18 protein-coding genes and 1 other RNA gene are annotated in these 16,630 nt (G+C 60.8%); 7 read left to right on the top strand and 12 right to left on the bottom strand.

The features are described 5' to 3' along the window. Positions 1 to 257: 257 nt before the first annotated feature. An RNA gene (gene rnpB, locus INQ47_RS08700) (RNase P RNA component class A) lies at positions 258 to 634 on the bottom strand. Between the two features lie 67 nt (positions 635 to 701). Next, positions 702 to 1,577 carry a 16S rRNA (cytidine(1402)-2'-O)-methyltransferase gene (gene rsmI, locus INQ47_RS08705; protein WP_289711626.1) on the bottom strand — a complete coding sequence of 292 codons (876 nt, stop codon included), beginning with the start codon at positions 1,575 to 1,577 and terminating at the stop codon, positions 702 to 704. 186 nt (positions 1,578 to 1,763) lie between these two features. On the opposite strand from rsmI, the gene INQ47_RS08710 reads away from it, so the two are divergent. The 4 genes from INQ47_RS08710 (at position 1,764) to INQ47_RS08725 (ending at position 5,207) form a co-directional block, all read left to right on the top strand. Further along, entirely contained in the window at positions 1,764 to 3,581 is a 1,818-nt protein-coding gene (locus INQ47_RS08710) for a penicillin-binding protein activator (RefSeq protein ID WP_252459484.1), read from the top strand. Further along, positions 3,581 to 3,952 carry a YraN family protein gene (locus INQ47_RS08715; protein ID WP_252459483.1) on the top strand — a complete coding sequence of 124 codons (372 nt, stop codon included), beginning with the start codon at positions 3,581 to 3,583 and terminating at the stop codon, positions 3,950 to 3,952. The genes INQ47_RS08710 and INQ47_RS08715 overlap by 1 nt, the downstream gene beginning before the upstream one ends. A gap of 86 nt (positions 3,953 to 4,038) precedes the next feature. Next, complete coding sequence (locus INQ47_RS08720) at positions 4,039 to 4,632, top strand: phosphoheptose isomerase (RefSeq protein ID WP_012053657.1); 594 nt, start codon at positions 4,039 to 4,041, stop codon at positions 4,630 to 4,632. Next, positions 4,629 to 5,207, top strand: coding sequence for a BON domain-containing protein (locus tag INQ47_RS08725; protein WP_021784144.1), 579 nt, complete (start codon positions 4,629 to 4,631; stop codon positions 5,205 to 5,207). The genes INQ47_RS08720 and INQ47_RS08725 overlap by 4 nt, the downstream gene beginning before the upstream one ends. Before the next feature lie 89 nt (positions 5,208 to 5,296). Here the strand turns inward: INQ47_RS08725 and INQ47_RS08730 are convergent, their stop codons facing one another. The 7 genes from INQ47_RS08730 to rplM form a co-directional block, all read right to left on the bottom strand. Next, on the bottom strand, positions 5,297 to 5,728 hold the full coding sequence (locus INQ47_RS08730) for a ClpXP protease specificity-enhancing factor (protein ID WP_084850855.1): 432 nt from the start codon (positions 5,726 to 5,728) through the stop codon (positions 5,297 to 5,299). Between the two features lie 10 nt (positions 5,729 to 5,738). Further along, entirely contained in the window at positions 5,739 to 6,362 is a 624-nt protein-coding gene (locus INQ47_RS08735; protein ID WP_021784142.1) for a glutathione S-transferase N-terminal domain-containing protein, read from the bottom strand. A gap of 116 nt (positions 6,363 to 6,478) precedes the next feature. Further along, positions 6,479 to 7,258 carry a cytochrome c1 gene (locus tag INQ47_RS08740; protein ID WP_176682603.1) on the bottom strand — a complete coding sequence of 260 codons (780 nt, stop codon included), beginning with the start codon at positions 7,256 to 7,258 and terminating at the stop codon, positions 6,479 to 6,481. After that, a complete protein-coding gene (locus INQ47_RS08745) occupies positions 7,258 to 8,469 on the bottom strand; it encodes a cytochrome bc complex cytochrome b subunit (protein WP_028697485.1) in 1,212 nt (403 codons plus the stop codon). Before INQ47_RS08745 ends, INQ47_RS08740 begins: the two co-directional genes overlap by 1 nt. Further along, positions 8,469 to 9,062: a ubiquinol-cytochrome c reductase iron-sulfur subunit gene (gene petA / locus INQ47_RS08750; protein ID WP_252459482.1), complete on the bottom strand. Its 594-nt coding sequence runs from the start codon at positions 9,060 to 9,062 to the stop codon at positions 8,469 to 8,471. The genes INQ47_RS08745 and petA overlap by 1 nt, the downstream gene beginning before the upstream one ends. A gap of 262 nt (positions 9,063 to 9,324) precedes the next feature. Further along, on the bottom strand, positions 9,325 to 9,717 hold the full coding sequence (rpsI, locus tag INQ47_RS08755) for a 30S ribosomal protein S9 (protein ID WP_003251821.1): 393 nt from the start codon (positions 9,715 to 9,717) through the stop codon (positions 9,325 to 9,327). A gap of 14 nt (positions 9,718 to 9,731) precedes the next feature. Beyond that, on the bottom strand, positions 9,732 to 10,160 hold the full coding sequence (rplM, locus tag INQ47_RS08760) for a 50S ribosomal protein L13 (protein ID WP_003251819.1): 429 nt from the start codon (positions 10,158 to 10,160) through the stop codon (positions 9,732 to 9,734). 258 nt (positions 10,161 to 10,418) lie between these two features. Here rplM and INQ47_RS08765 point away from each other — a divergent pair, with 258 nt between their 5' ends. Further along, entirely contained in the window at positions 10,419 to 11,459 is a 1,041-nt protein-coding gene (locus INQ47_RS08765) for an NADP(H)-dependent aldo-keto reductase (protein WP_176682601.1), read from the top strand. 190 nt (positions 11,460 to 11,649) lie between these two features. Next, the gene (locus tag INQ47_RS08770; protein ID WP_404701532.1) at positions 11,650 to 12,570 is read left to right on the top strand and encodes a GlxA family transcriptional regulator; all 921 of its coding nucleotides are present in this window, start codon (positions 11,650 to 11,652) and stop codon (positions 12,568 to 12,570) included. A gap of 106 nt (positions 12,571 to 12,676) precedes the next feature. Here the strand turns inward: INQ47_RS08770 and zapE are convergent, their stop codons facing one another. From zapE to INQ47_RS08785, 3 genes are all read right to left on the bottom strand, one after another. Beyond that, the gene (gene zapE, locus INQ47_RS08775; protein ID WP_176682600.1) at positions 12,677 to 13,771 is read right to left on the bottom strand and encodes a cell division protein ZapE; all 1,095 of its coding nucleotides are present in this window, start codon (positions 13,769 to 13,771) and stop codon (positions 12,677 to 12,679) included. Between the two features lie 165 nt (positions 13,772 to 13,936). Next, positions 13,937 to 15,286, bottom strand: coding sequence for a tryptophan--tRNA ligase (locus INQ47_RS08780; RefSeq protein ID WP_404701512.1), 1,350 nt, complete (start codon positions 15,284 to 15,286; stop codon positions 13,937 to 13,939). Positions 15,287 to 15,311: 25 nt separating this feature from the next. Next, entirely contained in the window at positions 15,312 to 15,947 is a 636-nt protein-coding gene (locus INQ47_RS08785) for an alpha/beta hydrolase (RefSeq protein ID WP_404701513.1), read from the bottom strand. 135 nt (positions 15,948 to 16,082) lie between these two features. Here INQ47_RS08785 and INQ47_RS08790 point away from each other — a divergent pair, with 135 nt between their 5' ends. Continuing rightward, the gene (locus tag INQ47_RS08790; protein ID WP_252459479.1) at positions 16,083 to 16,520 is read left to right on the top strand and encodes a YhcB family protein; all 438 of its coding nucleotides are present in this window, start codon (positions 16,083 to 16,085) and stop codon (positions 16,518 to 16,520) included. Positions 16,521 to 16,630: the final 110 nt, after the last annotated feature.

Genomic DNA, 16,630 nt, shown 5'->3' on the forward strand with positions numbered 1-16,630 from the left:
TCCCACTTTCTGCCACTTGCGCACACTATAGGAATCCGCCCGCAGCACCGTCAAGGCACGTTCATAAGGAAAAGCCTTACAGGACTGAGATTTAGCGCGACAACGGAATGTGGAAGGACTGCCAGAGAGAAAAAAACACGAGAAAAATCAAACCCACGCAAGCGAATGGAGTTCGAAGTTAAAGTAATTTATTAAGAGTAAGATTTTTTCGGTATTACCAGAGGGGGTCTGCTATCGATTCAAGCAGGGGAAGAAAGGTGGAGAGTCGATCTGTAAGCCGGGTTTTGTCGAGGACAGTCATTCCTCTACGACGGCCATCACTGGACGCCTCTAGCAACCTACCCGGTTCCGACGCGGGCCACGCCTGATGGAACCCTATTTGGTCTTGCTCCGAGTGGGGTTTACCTAGCCACGAACTGTTGCCAGCCGTGCGGTGCGCTCTTACCGCACCTTTTCACCCTTACCGGCACCGAAGTGCTTAGGCGGTTATTTTCTGTGGCACTTTCCGTAGGCTCGCGCCTCCCAGGCGTTACCTGGCACTCCGCCCTATGGAGCCCGGACTTTCCTCCCCCTGCTGCTCACACAACAAAAAAGTTGCGGAACAAAAACAGGCAGCGACTGTCCGATCGACTCTCCGCCGCCAAGGTTACCGGCACGCGCGCGCAAGAACAAGCGATACCGACATTTATATCAAACTGCCACTACTCAGCTTTCTGCTTTTCCAGGGCAAGTTGATACAACAGGTTCTTGCGCACTCCGGTAATTTCCGCCGCAAGCGCCGCAGCCCGCTTAAGTGGCAACTCCGCCAATAGCAGGTCGAGCACTCGCTGAGCTTCGGCACTGATGGCCTGCTCGCCCTCCGGCGCGCTCCAACCGCCGACCAGCACCACGCATTCACCGCGCTGCTGGTTGCTGTCGCCAGCTACGAAAGCCCGCAGCTCAGTCAGCGGCAAGCCCTTGAGGGTCTCGAAGGTCTTGGTCAGTTCGCGCGCCAGCAACGCCGGACGGTCGCCACCAAATACCGCCTCCATGTCTTCAAGACATTCCAGGATTCGATGCGGAGCTTCATAGAAGATCAACGTGCGCGGCTCTTCCTTCACCTGCTCCAGGCGCGCTCGGCGCCCTGCCTGCTTGGCCGGCAGGAAACCTTCGAAGATGAAGCGGTCCGACGGCAGGCCTGCTGCCGATAGTGCGGCAATCAAGGCACAGGCGCCCGGCACCGGCACCACGCTCACCCCCGCAGCACGCGCCTGACGCACCAGGTGGTAGCCTGGGTCGGAAATCAGCGGTGTGCCGGCATCGGAGACCAATGCCACATTTTCACCCGCCAGCAGCTTGGAGAGAAAACGCCCGCCTTCGTCGCGCTCGTTGTGCTCATGACAAGCAGCCAACGGCGTGTCGATGCCAAAGTGTTGCAGCAGGCGGATCGAATGACGGGTGTCTTCGGCGGCGATCAGGGCCACGTCCGCCAGCACCTTCAGCGCCCGGGCGCTCATGTCGTCGAGGTTGCCGATGGGGGTTGCCACCACATACAGCGTCCCCACCGTGGATTTCGAAGCCCCTGCCACATCAGTCACTACGCACACCTGTCATTCGGATCAAAGGCGCCATTGTAGCCCGAGCGCCTGCAACAGAGCGTAAAGAACTTCGCCGGCGATCAGGAACAAGCCACCTATAGTGAAGGATCGACACAGCAACATCGCGCCCCGGCCAGTGCTTGGGTACAATTGCCGGCCAACTTGATCGAGTAACAGGACCTTTACATGATCGCTTGCCTGCGGCTGCTCACAGCCCTCTGCCTCGCCGCCCTGCTGGCAGCCTGTGCCAGCTCGCCCTCATCCAGCCTGGGCGAACTGCCACGCACCCCGGACGCCAGCATCGAGCAACTGCTCGAAAAGGCCGCTTCCAGCAAGTCTGCGGAAGACGCCGCTCTGCTGCGCCTGAGCGCGGCCGACCTGGCCTACAAGCAGAAGGACTTCCCACGCGCCGCACGCATCCTCGAGCAGGTCCCACTGGACACGCTCAAGCCGGCACAGCAAGTATTCGCCAGCACCCTCGGCGCCGAGCTGGCCATGAGCCGCAACCAGCCCAAGGCTGCCCTGACTGCCCTGGCCCACCCCAGCCTGCAGCGCCTTGCCGAGTTGCCGCAAGAGCTACAAGCGCGCACCTACACCGTGCACGCCGCCGCGCTCGAAGCCGATGGCCAGGCCTTGGCTGCCGCACAGCAGCGCATTCTGCTGGCACCACTGCTCAGCGGCCAGGCCGCCAGCGCCAACAATGACGCCATCTGGGCCCTGGTCGCCTCGCTGCCTGCAGAGCAACTGCAGCAACCAGCCACTGACCAGACCCTGGCCGGCTGGACCAGCCTGGCGTTCGCCGTGAAAAGCGCCGGTACCCTGGAGCAGCAGCAAGCAGCCATCAAGGCCTGGGTCAAACAGCACCCGGAGCACCCTGCCGCCCAGCAACTGCCGGCGGCGCTGATCAAGCTCAAGGAACTGGCCAGCCAGCCGCTGACCAGGATCGCCCTGCTACTGCCTCAGGAAGGCCCGCTGGCCGGCGTTGCCCGCGCCCTGCGTGACGGCTTCATGGCCGCTCACTTCCAGGCCCAGCAAACCGGCCAGCCAGCGCCTGCGGTGCAGGTGTTCGACAGCTCGCGCATCGGCTCGCTGGACGACTTCTATCGCCAGGCCCAAGCCGCCGGCGTTCAGCTGGTCATCGGCCCGCTTGAAAAGCCATTGGTCAAACAACTGGCCGCCAAACCACAACTGCCGATCACCACGCTGGCCCTGAACTACGCTGGCGCCGGCCAGAAGGCACCACCACAGTTGTTCCAGTTCGGCCTGGCGGCCGAGGACGAAGCCCGTGAAGTCTCCCGCCGCGCCCGCGCCGATGGCATGGTCCGCGCTGTAGCCCTGGTACCGAGCGGCGAATGGGGTGACCGTGTCCTGGCCGCCTTCCGCCAGGACTGGGAAGGCAACGGCGGAACCCTGCTCGCCGCCGAGCGCATCGCCCAGCCGGTTGCCCTGGCCCAACAGATTGCCGACCTGTTCCAGCTGCGCCAGAGCGAAGGCCGCGCCCAAAGCCTGCAAAGTACGGTAGGCGGCCGCATCGCTGCACAACCGTCGCGCCGCCAGGACATCGATTTCATCTTCCTCGCCTCGACCCCACAACAGGCGCAGCAGATCAAGCCGACCCTGAACTTCCAGTACGCCGGTGACGTGCCGGTCTATGCCACCTCGAACCTGTACAGCGCCAGCGGTGACGTCAACCAGTACAATGACATGAACGGCATCCGCTTCTGCGAAACACCGTGGCTGCTCGACACCAGCAACAGTCTGCGTCAACAGGTTGTACAGCAGTGGCCGCAAGCCGCTGGCAGCCTCGGCCGCCTGTACGCCATGGGCGTCGATGCCTACAGCCTGGCGCCGCGCCTGGGCCAACTGAAAGCGCTACCGGACAACCGCATCCTGGGCCTTTCGGGCAGCCTGAGCATCAATGCCAACCAGCGCGTCGAGCGCCAGCTGCCATGGGCCGAGTTTACCGGCGGCCAGGTCAAGCGCCTGCCTGACACCGTGCGCTGATGGCCGCAGCATCGCCTACCCGTGCCGGGCAAGCGGCAGAAACCCAAGCCCTTGAGTACCTTCAGGGGCAAGGGCTGCAGTTGCTGGTGCGCAACTGGCGATGCAAAGGCGGTGAGCTTGATCTGGTCATGCTCGACGCCGATACAGTAGTATTCGTCGAAGTCCGCTACCGGTTGCACGCGGGCTTCGGAGGCGCCCTCGACAGTATCGACGGGCGCAAGCAGAAACGGTTGGTGCTCGCCGCCAGCCTGTTCCTGCAGAAGGAGCCCCACTGGAGCAACCACCCCTGCCGCTTCGACGTAGTCGCCCTGCAGGGCAGCCACCATGCAGGCAGACCGCTTCAATGGCTGAAAAACGCCTTCGAATGCTGAACCCACTTCGTTTTTTTTGCTCTATGTATCGCGGGCTGGTCGTAGTTGCGCGTAGCAAAGGCCACCGCCCCATTTAAGGTCACCAGATGGACATGCAATCCCGAATTCGCCGGCTGTTCGAGGCCAGCATCGAAACCAAGCAACAGGCAATGGACATCCTGGCACCGCACATCGAGCAGGCCAGCCTGGTCATGGTCAATGCGCTGCTCAACGAGGGCAAGATGCTCGCCTGCGGCAACGGCGGCTCGGCCGGCGATGCCCAGCACTTTTCATCGGAGCTGCTCAACCGCTTCGAGCGCGAGCGCCCCAGCCTGCCAGCCATCGCGCTGACCACCGACAGCTCGACGCTGACCTCGATCGCCAACGACTACAGCTACAACGAAGTCTTTTCCAAGCAGATCCGCGCCCTGGGCCAACCCGGTGATGTTCTGCTGGCGATCTCCACCAGCGGCAATTCGGCCAACGTGATCCAGGCGATCCAGGCCGCACATGACCGTGAAATGATTGTCGTAGCATTGACTGGTCGCGACGGCGGCGGCATGGCTTCACTGCTGCTGCCCGAGGACGTGGAAATCCGCGTGCCCTCGACAGTTACTGCGCGCATCCAGGAAGTCCACCTGCTGGCGATCCACTGCCTGTGCGATCTGATCGACAGCCAACTGTTCGGGAGTGAAGAATGACCCCTATGCGCCTCGGCCTGATGGCCCTGACCCTGTGCCTGAGCGTCACTGGTTGCAGCTCGGTACTCACCTCCACCCGCAATTCGCCGATCGAGGACGATCGCGGCACGCGCACCATTGGTAGCAAGATCGACGACTCGCTGATCGAAACCAAGGCCGCCGTGAACATTTCCAAGGCCAGCCCAGACCTGGACAAGGGCTCGCACATCGTTGTCAGCAGCTACAACGGCATCGTCCTGCTGGCCGGCCAGACCCCGCGCGCCGACCTCAAGAGCCTCGCAGAGCAAACCGCCAGCCAGGTACAGCGAGTCAAGAGAGTGCACAACGAGCTGCAAGTGATGCAGCCTTCCTCCATTTTGGCGCGCAACAACGACGCCTGGCTGACCACCAAGATCAAGACCCAGATGCTGACCGACAGTGCCGTGCCCAGCTCACGCATCAAGGTGATTACCGAAAACGGCATCGTCTACCTGCTTGGTCTGGTCACCCGCCAAGAAGCCAACTCGGCCACTGCCGTAGTGCAGGGCGTGTCAGGCGTGCAGAAGATCGTCAAGCTGTTCGAGTACATTGATTGAATCAGTGATCGCCTGCGCGGGCCTCTTCGCGGGTAAACCCGCTCCATCGCAGACACAAAAAAGGCGATCCATCTGGATCGCCTTTTTTGTTACTTGACCACTTTCAGGCTTGGCCGACCACTCGGACGCGGCGGCTGCCCCCCACCTTCTGGCGGGCCATCGTCATCCGGCTGCACATCATCGTCTTCCAGCTCGTCGCCATCCATCAAAGGCGGCTCCAGCTCAAAGACCATACCCTGGCCATTTTCGCGGGCGTAGATACCCAGGATGGCACCAACCGGCACAAACAGCGAGTGAGCCACGCCACTGAAGCGCCCCTCAAAGCTGACGGCATCATTGTCCATGTGCAGGCTGCGCACGGCACTTGGCGAGATATTCAAGACGATCTGGCCATCACTGGCGAAACCATCCGGCACCTGAACTTTCGGGAATTCGGCATTGACCAGCATATGGGGCGTGCAATCGTTGTCGACGATCCACTCGTACAGTGCTCGAACCAGATAGGGGCGACTGGAGTTCATCAACGGCTCCTTAAAGCTTGCGCATTTCACGTTCTACGGAGGACAGGCTCGCCTGGAAAGGCTCGCGGGCGAACTGGCGCTCCATGTAATCCAGCAGCGGCTTGGCTTGCCGCGGCAACTCGATACCCAACACCGGCAAACGCCAGAGTATGGGCAATAGACAGCAATCGACCAGGCTTTGCTCATCACTCATGAAGCAGGCGAACTCGCTGAACAACGGCGAGACCCCGGTCAGGCTTTCGCGCAAGGCCTTGCGCGCCTCGGTTCGGGCAGCTTCACTGCTACGCGGGTCAAGCACGGTATCGGCCAAGGCACACCAGTCGCGCTGGATGCGGTGCATCAGCAGACGGCTGTTGCCACGCGCAACCGGGTATACCGGCATCAGCGGCGGGTGCGGGTAACGCTCCTCGAGGTATTCCATCACCACGGTCGATTCATACAACGCCAGGTCACGGTCGACCAAGGTCGGCACGCTGCCATAAGGATTGACCTCGGCCAGCTTCGGCGGCAGGCGGGCGGGATCGACATCGATAAACTGCACGCTGACGCCCTTCTCGGCCAGAACCAGGCGCACCCGATGAGAATAGTGATCAGCGGGATCGGAATAGCAGGCTAACCTGTTGGTTGCGCCCATGTAGCGGCTCCTCGCACGGATGCTTGTGCAACTTTAAATGAAAACGCGCCCGGGGTGACCTGGCAATACTGCTAGGCCACCCCGGGCGCGTTCAACAACCAGAAACTACTGCGTGATCAGTGCACGTCCTTCCAGTATTCACGCTTGAGCAAGTAGGCGAATACGAAGAAGAAAGCCAGGTACAGCAACACATAGGTGCCGATGCGCTGGCTCTCCAGCTTGACTGGGTTGGCCGAATAGGCCAGGAAGGTCACAAGGTTCTTGACCTTCTCGTCGAACTGCTCGGTCGTCAGGGTACCGGAATTCGGCGTAATGGTCAGCTGATCGCAAGCTTCATGGGTCAACGGGCTGCCGGTCAACGGGTCGAATTGCTTCTTGCCATCAACCACAGTCTGCACCTGCTTGCAACCTACCACCTGGTTGCCTTGCAGACCTACCAGCACGTTAGGCATGCCGACGTTCGGGAATACCTTGTTGTTCACCCCGTAAGGGCGCGATGGGTCCTCATAGAAGCTGCGCAGGTAAGTGTAAAGCCAGTCAGTACCGCGTACGCGGGCCACCAGGGTCAGGTCGGGCGGCGCAGCACCGAACCAGGTCTTGGCGTCGCTGGGCTTCATACCGATCTGCATGTGGTCACCGATCTTGGCACCCGTGAACACCAGCTTCTCGAGCATCAGCTCATGCGGGATCCCCAGATCATCAGCCACCCGCTCGTAACGCTGGAACTTGGCACTGTGGCAACCCATGCAATAGTTGGCGAAGGTACGCGCACCGTCCTGCATGGCGGCCTTGTCAGTCAGGTCGATATCGACCTTGTCCAGCTCCAGGCCAGTTTCGGCAGCGAAGGAAAAGGCAGGCATCACTGCCAGCAAAAATACTGCAATCAACTTTTTCATCAGCCAGTCACCCTTTCCGGAACCGGTTTGGTCTTCTCGAGCCTTGTGTAGAACGGCATCAGCAGGAAGTAGGCGAAGTACAGCACCGTGCACACCTGCGACAACAAGGTACGCCCAGGTGTCGGCGCCAGTACGCCCAGCACACCGAGGATGACGAAGGCCACGCAGAACACCAGCAGGAAGGCCTTGCTGATCCAGCCCTTGTAACGCATGGAACGTACCGGGCTGCGGTCGAGCCAGGGCAGCACGAACAGCACGGCAATGGCCGCACCCATGGCAATGACGCCCATCAACTTGTCAGGCACCGCGCGCAGGATTGCGTAGAACGGTGTGAAGTACCACACCGGCGCGATGTGCGCTGGCGTCTTGAAAGCGTTGGCCTGCTCGAAGTTCGGTTTCTCCAGGAAGTAACCGCCCATTTCAGGGAAGAAGAACACCACGGCACAGAACACGAACAGGAACACCACCACGCCGACAATGTCCTTGACGGTGTAGTACGGGTGGAACGGAATGCCATCCAGCGGAATACCGTTTTCGTCCTTTTTCTTCTTGATGTCGACACCATCAGGGTTGTTCGAACCCACTTCGTGCAAGGCGAGGATGTGCAGCACCACCAGGCCAAGAATCACGATTGGCAGGGCAACCACGTGCAGGGCGAAGAAGCGGTTCAGGGTGATACCCGAGATCAGATAGTCACCGCGGATCCACTGAGTAAGGTCGCCACCGATCACCGGGATGGCACCGAACAGCGAGATGATCACCTGGGCCCCCCAGTACGACATCTGCCCCCATGGCAGCAGGTAGCCCATGAACGCTTCAGCCATCAGCGCCAGATAGATCAGCATGCCGAACAGCCAGACCAGCTCACGAGGCTTCTGATAAGAGCCGTAGAGCAGGCCGCGGAACATGTGCAGGTAGACCACGATGAAGAACGCTGACGCACCCGTGGAGTGCAGGTAGCGCAGGATCCAGCCGTATTCCACGTCACGCATGATGTACTCGACCGAGGCGAACGCCTCTTCCGCCGAGGGCGTGAAGCTCATGGTCAGCCACACGCCGGTCACGATCTGGTTGACCAGCACCAGCAATGCCAGCGAGCCAAAGAAGTACAGGAAGTTGAAGTTCTTGGGTGCGTAATACTTGCTCAGGTGGTCTTCCCACATCTTGGTGGCGGGGAAGCGAGCATCAATCCAGTCCATGAACTTGCTCATCATGCTTTCTCCTGGTCGACGCCAATGACGACGATCTCGTCCGACTCATAAGAGTGCGGTGGCACGGGCAGGTTGAGAGGCGCCGGCTGGGACTTGTAGACACGACCAGCCAGGTCATAGCGGGAGCCGTGGCACGGGCAGAAATAACCACCTACCCATTTCGGCCCAAGGTCGGCGGGTGCCACTTCCGGCCGAAAGAGGGGCGAACAGCCCAGGTGCGTGCACAGGCCGACGAGAATGAGAATTTCCGGCTTGATCGAACGAACCTCAGGGTCGACGTACGCCGGCTGTACCGAGGCCTTGGACTCGGGATCGGACAGGTCAGCCGTGATTTTTTTCAGATTGCCAAGGATTTCCTCAGTTCGCCGCACGATGAATACGGGCTGGCCACGCCACTCGGCCACCATCTGCTGCCCTGCCTCGACCTTGGCGACGTTGACCTTCACCGGTGCACCTGCGGCTTTCGCCTTGGCACTGGGAAACCATGACCCCACGAACGGTACCGCAGCCCCCACTGCCCCCGCTGCCCCGACCACGGATGTCGCGGCTACGAGGAAGCGGCGCCGGCCTGCGTTGACGCCGTCATTGCTCATTCAGTCCTCTCCCATCAGCTTGCTTGGCCAGTTGGACCTGGCCTGTACTTAGGTTGTGTCAATGGCACTAAAAATTGGCCGCCATGGTAAGAAACAAATCCACACACTGACAAGGTGATTACCCCGGCAAGGGCGACAACCCGCGCTTTGCTTGATCTGCGTCTATGCGACAAGCGGCCACTGACTGCTGACAGGTTAGTTCAAGCCTAAAAAAAAAGCCCGGTTCCAAGGAACCGGGCTTTTTTCGACTGCCGAAGCGGTATTAACGCTTGGAGTACTGAGGACGCTTACGCGCTTTACGCAGACCCACTTTCTTACGCTCAACTTCACGAGCGTCGCGGGTGACGTAGCCAGCACGACGCAGAGCGCCACGCAGGGTTTCGTCGTATTCCATCAGAGCGCGGGTGATACCGTGACGGATCGCACCGGCTTGACCGCTGACACCACCACCGGAAACGGTGACGTAGATGTCGAATTTCTCAACGGATTCAGTCAGCTCGAGCGGCTGGCGAACAACCATGCGAGCGGTTTCGCGACCGAAGAACACGTCCAGAGAACGGTTGTTGATGGAAATGTTACCAGTACCCGGACGCAGGAATACGCGAGCGGTTGCGGTCTTGCGACGGCCAGTGCCGTAATTTTGAGTCGCCGACATAATGAACTATCCCGTTAGATCTTCAGTTCTTGAGGCTGCTGAGCAGTGTGTGGGTGAGCAGCACCCGCGTACACTTTCAGCTTGCGGTACATGTCGCGACCCAGCGGGTTCTTAGGCAGCATGCCCTTGACCGCAGTTTCGATAACACGCTCAGGCGCCTTGGCGATCAACTTCTCGAAGTTGATTTCCTTGATACCGCCTGGGAAACCGGAGTGGGAGTAGTACATTTTGTCGGAAGACTTGGCACCAGTCACACGAACCTGCTCGGCGTTGATAACGACGATGTAGTCGCCGGTGTCAACGTGAGGGGTGTATTCTGGTTTGTGTTTGCCACGCAGACGGGTAGCGATCTCGGTAGCCAGACGACCCAGGGTCTGGCCAGCGGCGTCGACTACGAACCACTCGCGCTTTACTGTTTCCGGTTTAGCAGTAAAAGTTTTCATTCTCTAAAGCCTCAGAGGCCGCCCAGCGAAAAATAGACGGCGAATCTTACTGGATAGTGCACAGCTTGCCAAGGGCAAGCGCGCAGCCGAACACAGACGCTTTTGGGGGCTCGGGTCGGGCACGCCAATGTTCGACGGGGTTCTTCCTGCGTGATGGTGCATCACTTCCGCCACGCGGAGAGGGGCTGAATTATCCAGATTGCGCGAAAAATTTCAACCTGCTTTGATGAGCATCTATTGCCAAGGAGTGACTAACCGATGGAATACCGCCAGCTCGGCCGTACCGATCTCAACGTCAGCGCCCTGTGCCTGGGCACCATGACCTGGGGCGAGCAGAACATCCAGGCCGAGGCCTTCGCACAAATTGCCCGGGCCAAGGCCGCCGGGGTCAACTTCATCGACACCGCCGAGATGTACCCGGTCCCTCCCCGCCCGGAAACCTACGCAGCCACCGAGCGCATCATCGGCAACTGGTTCCGTGAACATGGCGACCGCGACGCGTGGATCCTGGCCAGCAAGGTTGCAGGCCCGGGCAACGGCATCAGCCATATCCGCGACGGGCAGCTCAAGCACAACCGTCAGCACATCGTCGCGGCGCTGGACGAAAGCCTGAAGCGCCTGCAGACCGACCGGATCGACCTGTACCAGTTGCACTGGCCAGAGCGCAGCACCAACTTCTTCGGCAAGCTGGGCTACCAGCACCTGCCGCAGGATCACTTCACCCCACTGGAAGAAACCCTCCAGGTGCTCGACGAGCAGGTACGTGCGGGCAAGATCCGTCATATCGGCCTGTCCAACGAAACGCCGTGGGGCACCATGAAATTCCTGCAACTGGCCGAGAGCCATGGCTGGCCGCGGGCGGTATCGATCCAGAACCCGTACAACCTGCTCAACCGCAGCTTCGAGGTGGGCCTGGCAGAAGTGGCCATACGCGAGCAATGTGGCCTGCTGGCCTATTCGCCGCTGGCATTCGGCATGCTTTCTGGCAAGTACGAGAACGGCGCACGGCCGGACAATGCACGCCTGACCCTGTTCAGCCGCTTTGCCCGTTACTCCAACCCACAGACCGTGGCGGCCTGCAGCCGCTACGTACAACTGGCCCGCGAGCACGGCCTGGACCCGGCGCAAATGGCCCTGGCGTTCGTCACCCGACAGCCGTTCGTGACCAGCAACATCATTGGCGCCACCAGCCTGCAGCAGCTGGACAGCAACCTGGCCAGCCTTGAACTGAACCTGAGCGCCGATCTGCTGACAGCGATCGAAGCCATTCATCAGGAACAACCCAACCCGGCGCCTTGAGCCAAACACTGCGCCCCGCTTCGCGCCGCTGTTCCATGGGGTAGACACAATCGCCAAAAAATAAGACGATCCAGCCGGTGATTGACCACTCTACCCTATAAGAACAATGACAATGATGTTTACCCAACCCTCAGCGTCGCTGCGGCGCGTCAGCATCCTGGCCATTGACAAGGTGTTTGCTTCGACCTTGATGCAGGCCAAGGACTTCTTCCACCTCGCCAGCCTGCGCTACAGCAAGCAGCTGGGCCTGGGCTTGCAGCCCATGTTCGAAATCCGCCTGGTGAGCCCCGACAGCCAGCCCGTGGACAGCTTCAGCAATGTGCAGTTACCGGTTGACGGCGGCCTGGACGACGCTGATGTGATCATCCTCCCGGCCTACTGGGATGATTTCGACAACCTGCTGCAACGTTATCCCCAGGTGCTGCCGTGGCTGCGTGAACAGCACGCGCGTGGCGCGGTGCTGTGCGCCGAGGCCAGTGGTGTGTTCTGGCTGGCCGAATCCGGTCTGCTCGACGGCAAGGAGGCGACCACCTACTGGCGCTTCTTCAACAGCTTTGCCGAACGCTTCCCGCAGATCCGCCTGAACCAGGACAAGCACCTGACCGATGCCGACAATATCTATTGCGCCGGCGGTGCAACTTCAGCCTGCGACCTGTACATCTACCTGATCGAACGCTTCTGCGGTGCCAAAGTGGCCCGTGCGGTGTCCCGCGATATCCTCTACGAAGTACAACGCAACTACACTCCGGGGCGCATGGGCTTTGGCGGGCAGAAGCTGCACCAGGACCTGATCATCCTGCAGATCCAGCACTGGCTGGAGGAGCACTTCGCCGACAAGTTCCGCTTCGAGGATGTGGCCCGCAACCACGGCATGAGCATCCGCAACTTCATGCGCCGCTTCCAGGGCGCAACAGGTGACAAGCCCCTGCACTACCTGCAACGGCTACGCATCGAAACAGCCAAGGGGTTGTTGTCGAGTACGCGCAAAAGCATCAAGACCATCAGTTACGAGGTGGGGTATGACGATGCCAGTTTCTTTGCGCGACTGTTCCGCCAGCACACCGAGTTGTCGCCGAACCAGTATCGGCAGCAGTTCATGCAGGAAGCCTGAGAGGCCTCCAGAGCGGCAGGTTTCGCGCTTGAAGCGACAAGGAAAAACCAGGGCGGACCGCGCGTTGCCCTGAATGTTCCTTGCCGCCTGAAGCTTGCCGCTGCCGTTAAGGCTTGTGTGCGCGCGCCAGGAATTCGTGCGACTGCATCTCCAGCAACCGGCTCAGGGTACGCTGGAACTCGAAGCTCAGACGCCCACCGGTATACAGGTCCTTCAACTCCACCTCGGCCGAGATGATGAGCTTGACGTTGCGATCGTAAAACTCGTCCACCATGTTGATGAAGCGGCGGGCGATGTCGTCGGTGGTGACACCCATCTGCTCCACGTTGCTCAGCAATACGGCGTGGAAGATCTTGCCCAACTCAATGTAGTCGTTCTGGCTGCGCGGCCCGTCGCACAGGGCGCGGAAATCGAACCAGGCGACGTCGTCGCAAGTACGCAGGGCATTGATCGGGCGGTTCTCGATCATCAGCACGTCGTTCTCGATCGCCTGGGTGCACTCAGGGGTGAGCGCCTTGAAGCTGGCGCGCATGCTCTGGTGCGCCGCGTCATCGAGCGGGAAGTGGAACAGTTCAGCCTGCTCCAGGTGACGCAGGCGGTAGTCGACCCCGCTATCGACGTTAACCACGTCGGTGTACTGCTTGATCATGGCGATGGCCGGCAGGAAGCGCGCACGCTGCAGGCCGTCCTTGTACAGGCCGTCCGGCACGATGTTGGAGGTGGCCACCAGCGACACGCCATTCTTGAACAGCTCTTCCATCAAGGTGCCGAGGATCATGGCGTCGGTAATGTCCGACACGAAGAATTCGTCGAAGCAGATCACCTTGGCTTCTTCGCTGAAGCGCCTGGCAATGATGGTCAGCGGGTTCTTCTCGCCCTTGAGGGTTTTCATTTCCTCGTGCACACGCTTCATGAAGCGGTGGAAGTGCGTACGCATCTTCTGCTTGAACGGCAGCGCTTCGTAGAAGGTATCAACCAGGTAGGTCTTGCCTCGCCCTACCCCACCCCAGAAGTACAGGCCCTTGACCGGGGTCTGCTCCTTCTTGCCGAACAGCTTGCCGAACACGCCCGGCTTGTTGTTCTGCGCGTGCACCAGGTCGTCGTACAGGCGCTGGAGGTGACGCACCGCAGTTTCCTGCGCCGCGTCATGGAAGAAGTCGGGACGTTTCAGATCTGCTTGATAGCGTTCTAAGGGAGTCATGATTCGTTAGCGAGGCAACAAAAAACGGGCCGTCACTGTAGCGACAGGCCCGCTTAATGGCAATCAGTCTGTGGGAGCGGGCGTGCCCGCGAACACCGGCAAAGCCGGTGCCATGCACCGCGGCGCCTGTTTCGCGGGCACGCCCGCTCCCACCGTTTGCCAACCTCAGTCCTGCTGTGGCGCCAAAGCTTCGTTCAGGCTCTGAATGGCGGCATCACGAGCTTCGGCGCTTTCGAACTGCGGCCCTTCGGCGACCTGCTCGCCATTGAGCCACAGGCCGAAGCTCAGGCCTTCGACGCGGACATCGGCCTCGCCACCCTGCTGCAACTGCTTGCTCACGGCGCCGGCACTCTTGCCGTCGGCAAAGCTGCGCGACAGCAGCAGTTGCTCACCGTCGGCGGCCAGCAGGCGGAAACGGAAGCTGCCGTCTTCGTCACGGAAGCTGACGAAGCGTGCGCTCTTGGCAGCCTTCTTCTTCACCTCGGTGCTGGCCTGCACGCTGCTGCGGAACGAACGCAAGCCAACGGCCTCGCGCAGCTGCTCGAGGAACGGCGTGGCGATCTTGCGGGCCTTGGCGGCGCCGGCCAGCAGGATGTCCTCCAGGTCCGCCGGACGGGCGATCAGTTGGTGATAGTACTCGCGCTTCTCGGCCAGCTGGCCGTCCAGCAGCTGGAACAGGCGCTGCTTGGCATCGCCCCAGCCCAGGCCCTGCAGCAGCTCTTCGCGGAAACTGGCGCATTGTTCAGGCGTCGAGAAGGCCTGGTACAGGGTGAACAGGTGCGCGTTGTCCGGGTCTTTCGCCTCACCTGGCGCGCGCGAATCGGTGACGATGCGCGAGATGGCGTCTTTCATGTCCTTGGCGCTGGTGAACAACGGGATGGTGTTGTCATAGCTTTTGGACATCTTGCGCCCGTCCAGGCCCGGCAGGGTCGCCACGCTTTCCTCGATCACCGCCTCCGGCAAGGCGAAGAAGTCCTTGCCCTGGCCGAACAGGTGGTTGAAGCGCTGGCCGATATCGCGGGCCATTTCCACGTGCTGGATCTGGTCACGGCCGACCGGCACCTTGTTGGCGTTGAACATCAGGATATCGGCGGCCATCAGCACCGGGTAGCTGAACAAGCCCATGGTCACGCCGGCGTCCGGGTCTTCGCCGCTCTCGACGTTCTTGTCCACCGAGGCCTTGTAGGCATGCGCACGGTTCAGCAGGCCTTTGGCAGCAACGCAGGTAAGCAGCCAGGTCAGCTCGGGGATTTCCGGGATGTCGGACTGGCGATAGAAGGTTACCTTGTCCGGGTCCAGGCCACCGGCCAGCCAGGTGGCGGCAATTTCCAGGCGCGAGCGCTGGATGCGCAGCGGGTCGTCGCACTTGATCAGGGCGTGGTAGTCGGCCAGGAAGTAGAACGAGTCGACACCGGGCTGCTGGCTGGCACGGATCGCCGGGCGGATGGCGCCGGCGTAGTTGCCCAGGTGCGGAGTGCCGGTGGTGGTGATACCGGTAAGAATGCGCGTGGTCATGGGTGTTCGCTTATTCAGGCTTGGCTCAGTTCGAAAGGCGCGGCAGCAGCAGATCCTTCAGATCGGTCAGCTTGCCATGGAAGAAGTGTCCGCATTCTGCCACTTTCAGCAGCTCATGGGGACGCGACAGGCTGTCGGACCATTCGTAAACCAGCTGCGGCGCGACGACTTCGTCGGCGTCCGGCTGCACCACGGTGATCGGGCAGCGCTGCGGCAGCGGAAATTCGGCGGTCAGGCGCATGACTGCCGGGGCGATCATGAACAGGTGCTGCAACTCGACGCTTGCGGCTTCAAGGCGCCCGGCCAGGCTGGTGGCAACGAAACCACCGAACGAGAAGCCCATCAGCACCAGCGGTAGCCCGGGGTGCCTGGCACGCAGCCATGCTGCAGCGGCCTCGGCATCGGCCACTTCACCAGCACCCATGTCATGGCTGCCAGCACTCTGGCCAACGCCACGGTAGTTGAAACGCAGGGTCACATAACCAGCATCACGTGCGGTGCGCTGCAGGGTCGAGACAACCTTGTTGAGCATGGTGCCGCCCTGGACCGGGTTAGGGTGGCAGATCAGCACCGCGCCACGGGCTTGCGCCACGTCCAGGTACAACGCTTCCAGCTGGCCGCAAGGGCCATCGATGAACAAGGGGGTTTCGCGGACAAGCAAGGCACTACTCCGTGACCTCGTGAAGGGTCGATTCGTCTAGGTGTGAAATTCTGTTCTGATTTGCGATCGCTCGCGGTATACAGCGCAGGTCTGAGCCGTTAACGTAAAGCAAAGCCGTTTATAGAGGAAGGACTCGTGGAACTCTCGCTCCTTGTTTGGTTGTTGCCAACCCTGGCCCTGGTCATCGGCGTGGCAGTCGGTTTCATTGTTGCCCGTCTGCTGCCCAATGCGGCGCCGAACAACACCCAGCGCCAACTGGATGACATCCAGAAGCGCTTCGACAGCTACCAGAACGAAGTGGTCACCCACTTCAACAGCACCGCCATGCTGGTCAAGAAACTGACCCAGAGCTACCAGGACGTACAGGATCACCTGGCTGAAGGCGCCAACAGCCTGGCCCTTGATGACGTCACTCGCCAACGCCTGCTGGCTGCGCTGCACTCCGATGCTCCGCAAGGCCCGCGTGACCGCCTGACCCCACCTAAAGACACCGCCGAAGTGCCGCGCGACTATGCGCCGAAAGCGCCCAACTCGCCGGGCATGCTGGATGAGAGCTACGGGCTCAAGCGTTGATCTGAATGTGACAAAGGCCTCGCAAGAGGCCTTTTTTGTGGATGTCTATCCCGGCCTCTTCGCGGGTGAACCCGCTCCTACAGGGCCCGCGCAGGTTTGAGATATTGCGC

Source organism: Pseudomonas sp. 3HC3 (assembly GCF_044904505.1).
Classification (GTDB): Bacteria; Pseudomonadota; Gammaproteobacteria; order Pseudomonadales; family Pseudomonadaceae; genus Aquipseudomonas; species Aquipseudomonas putida_Y.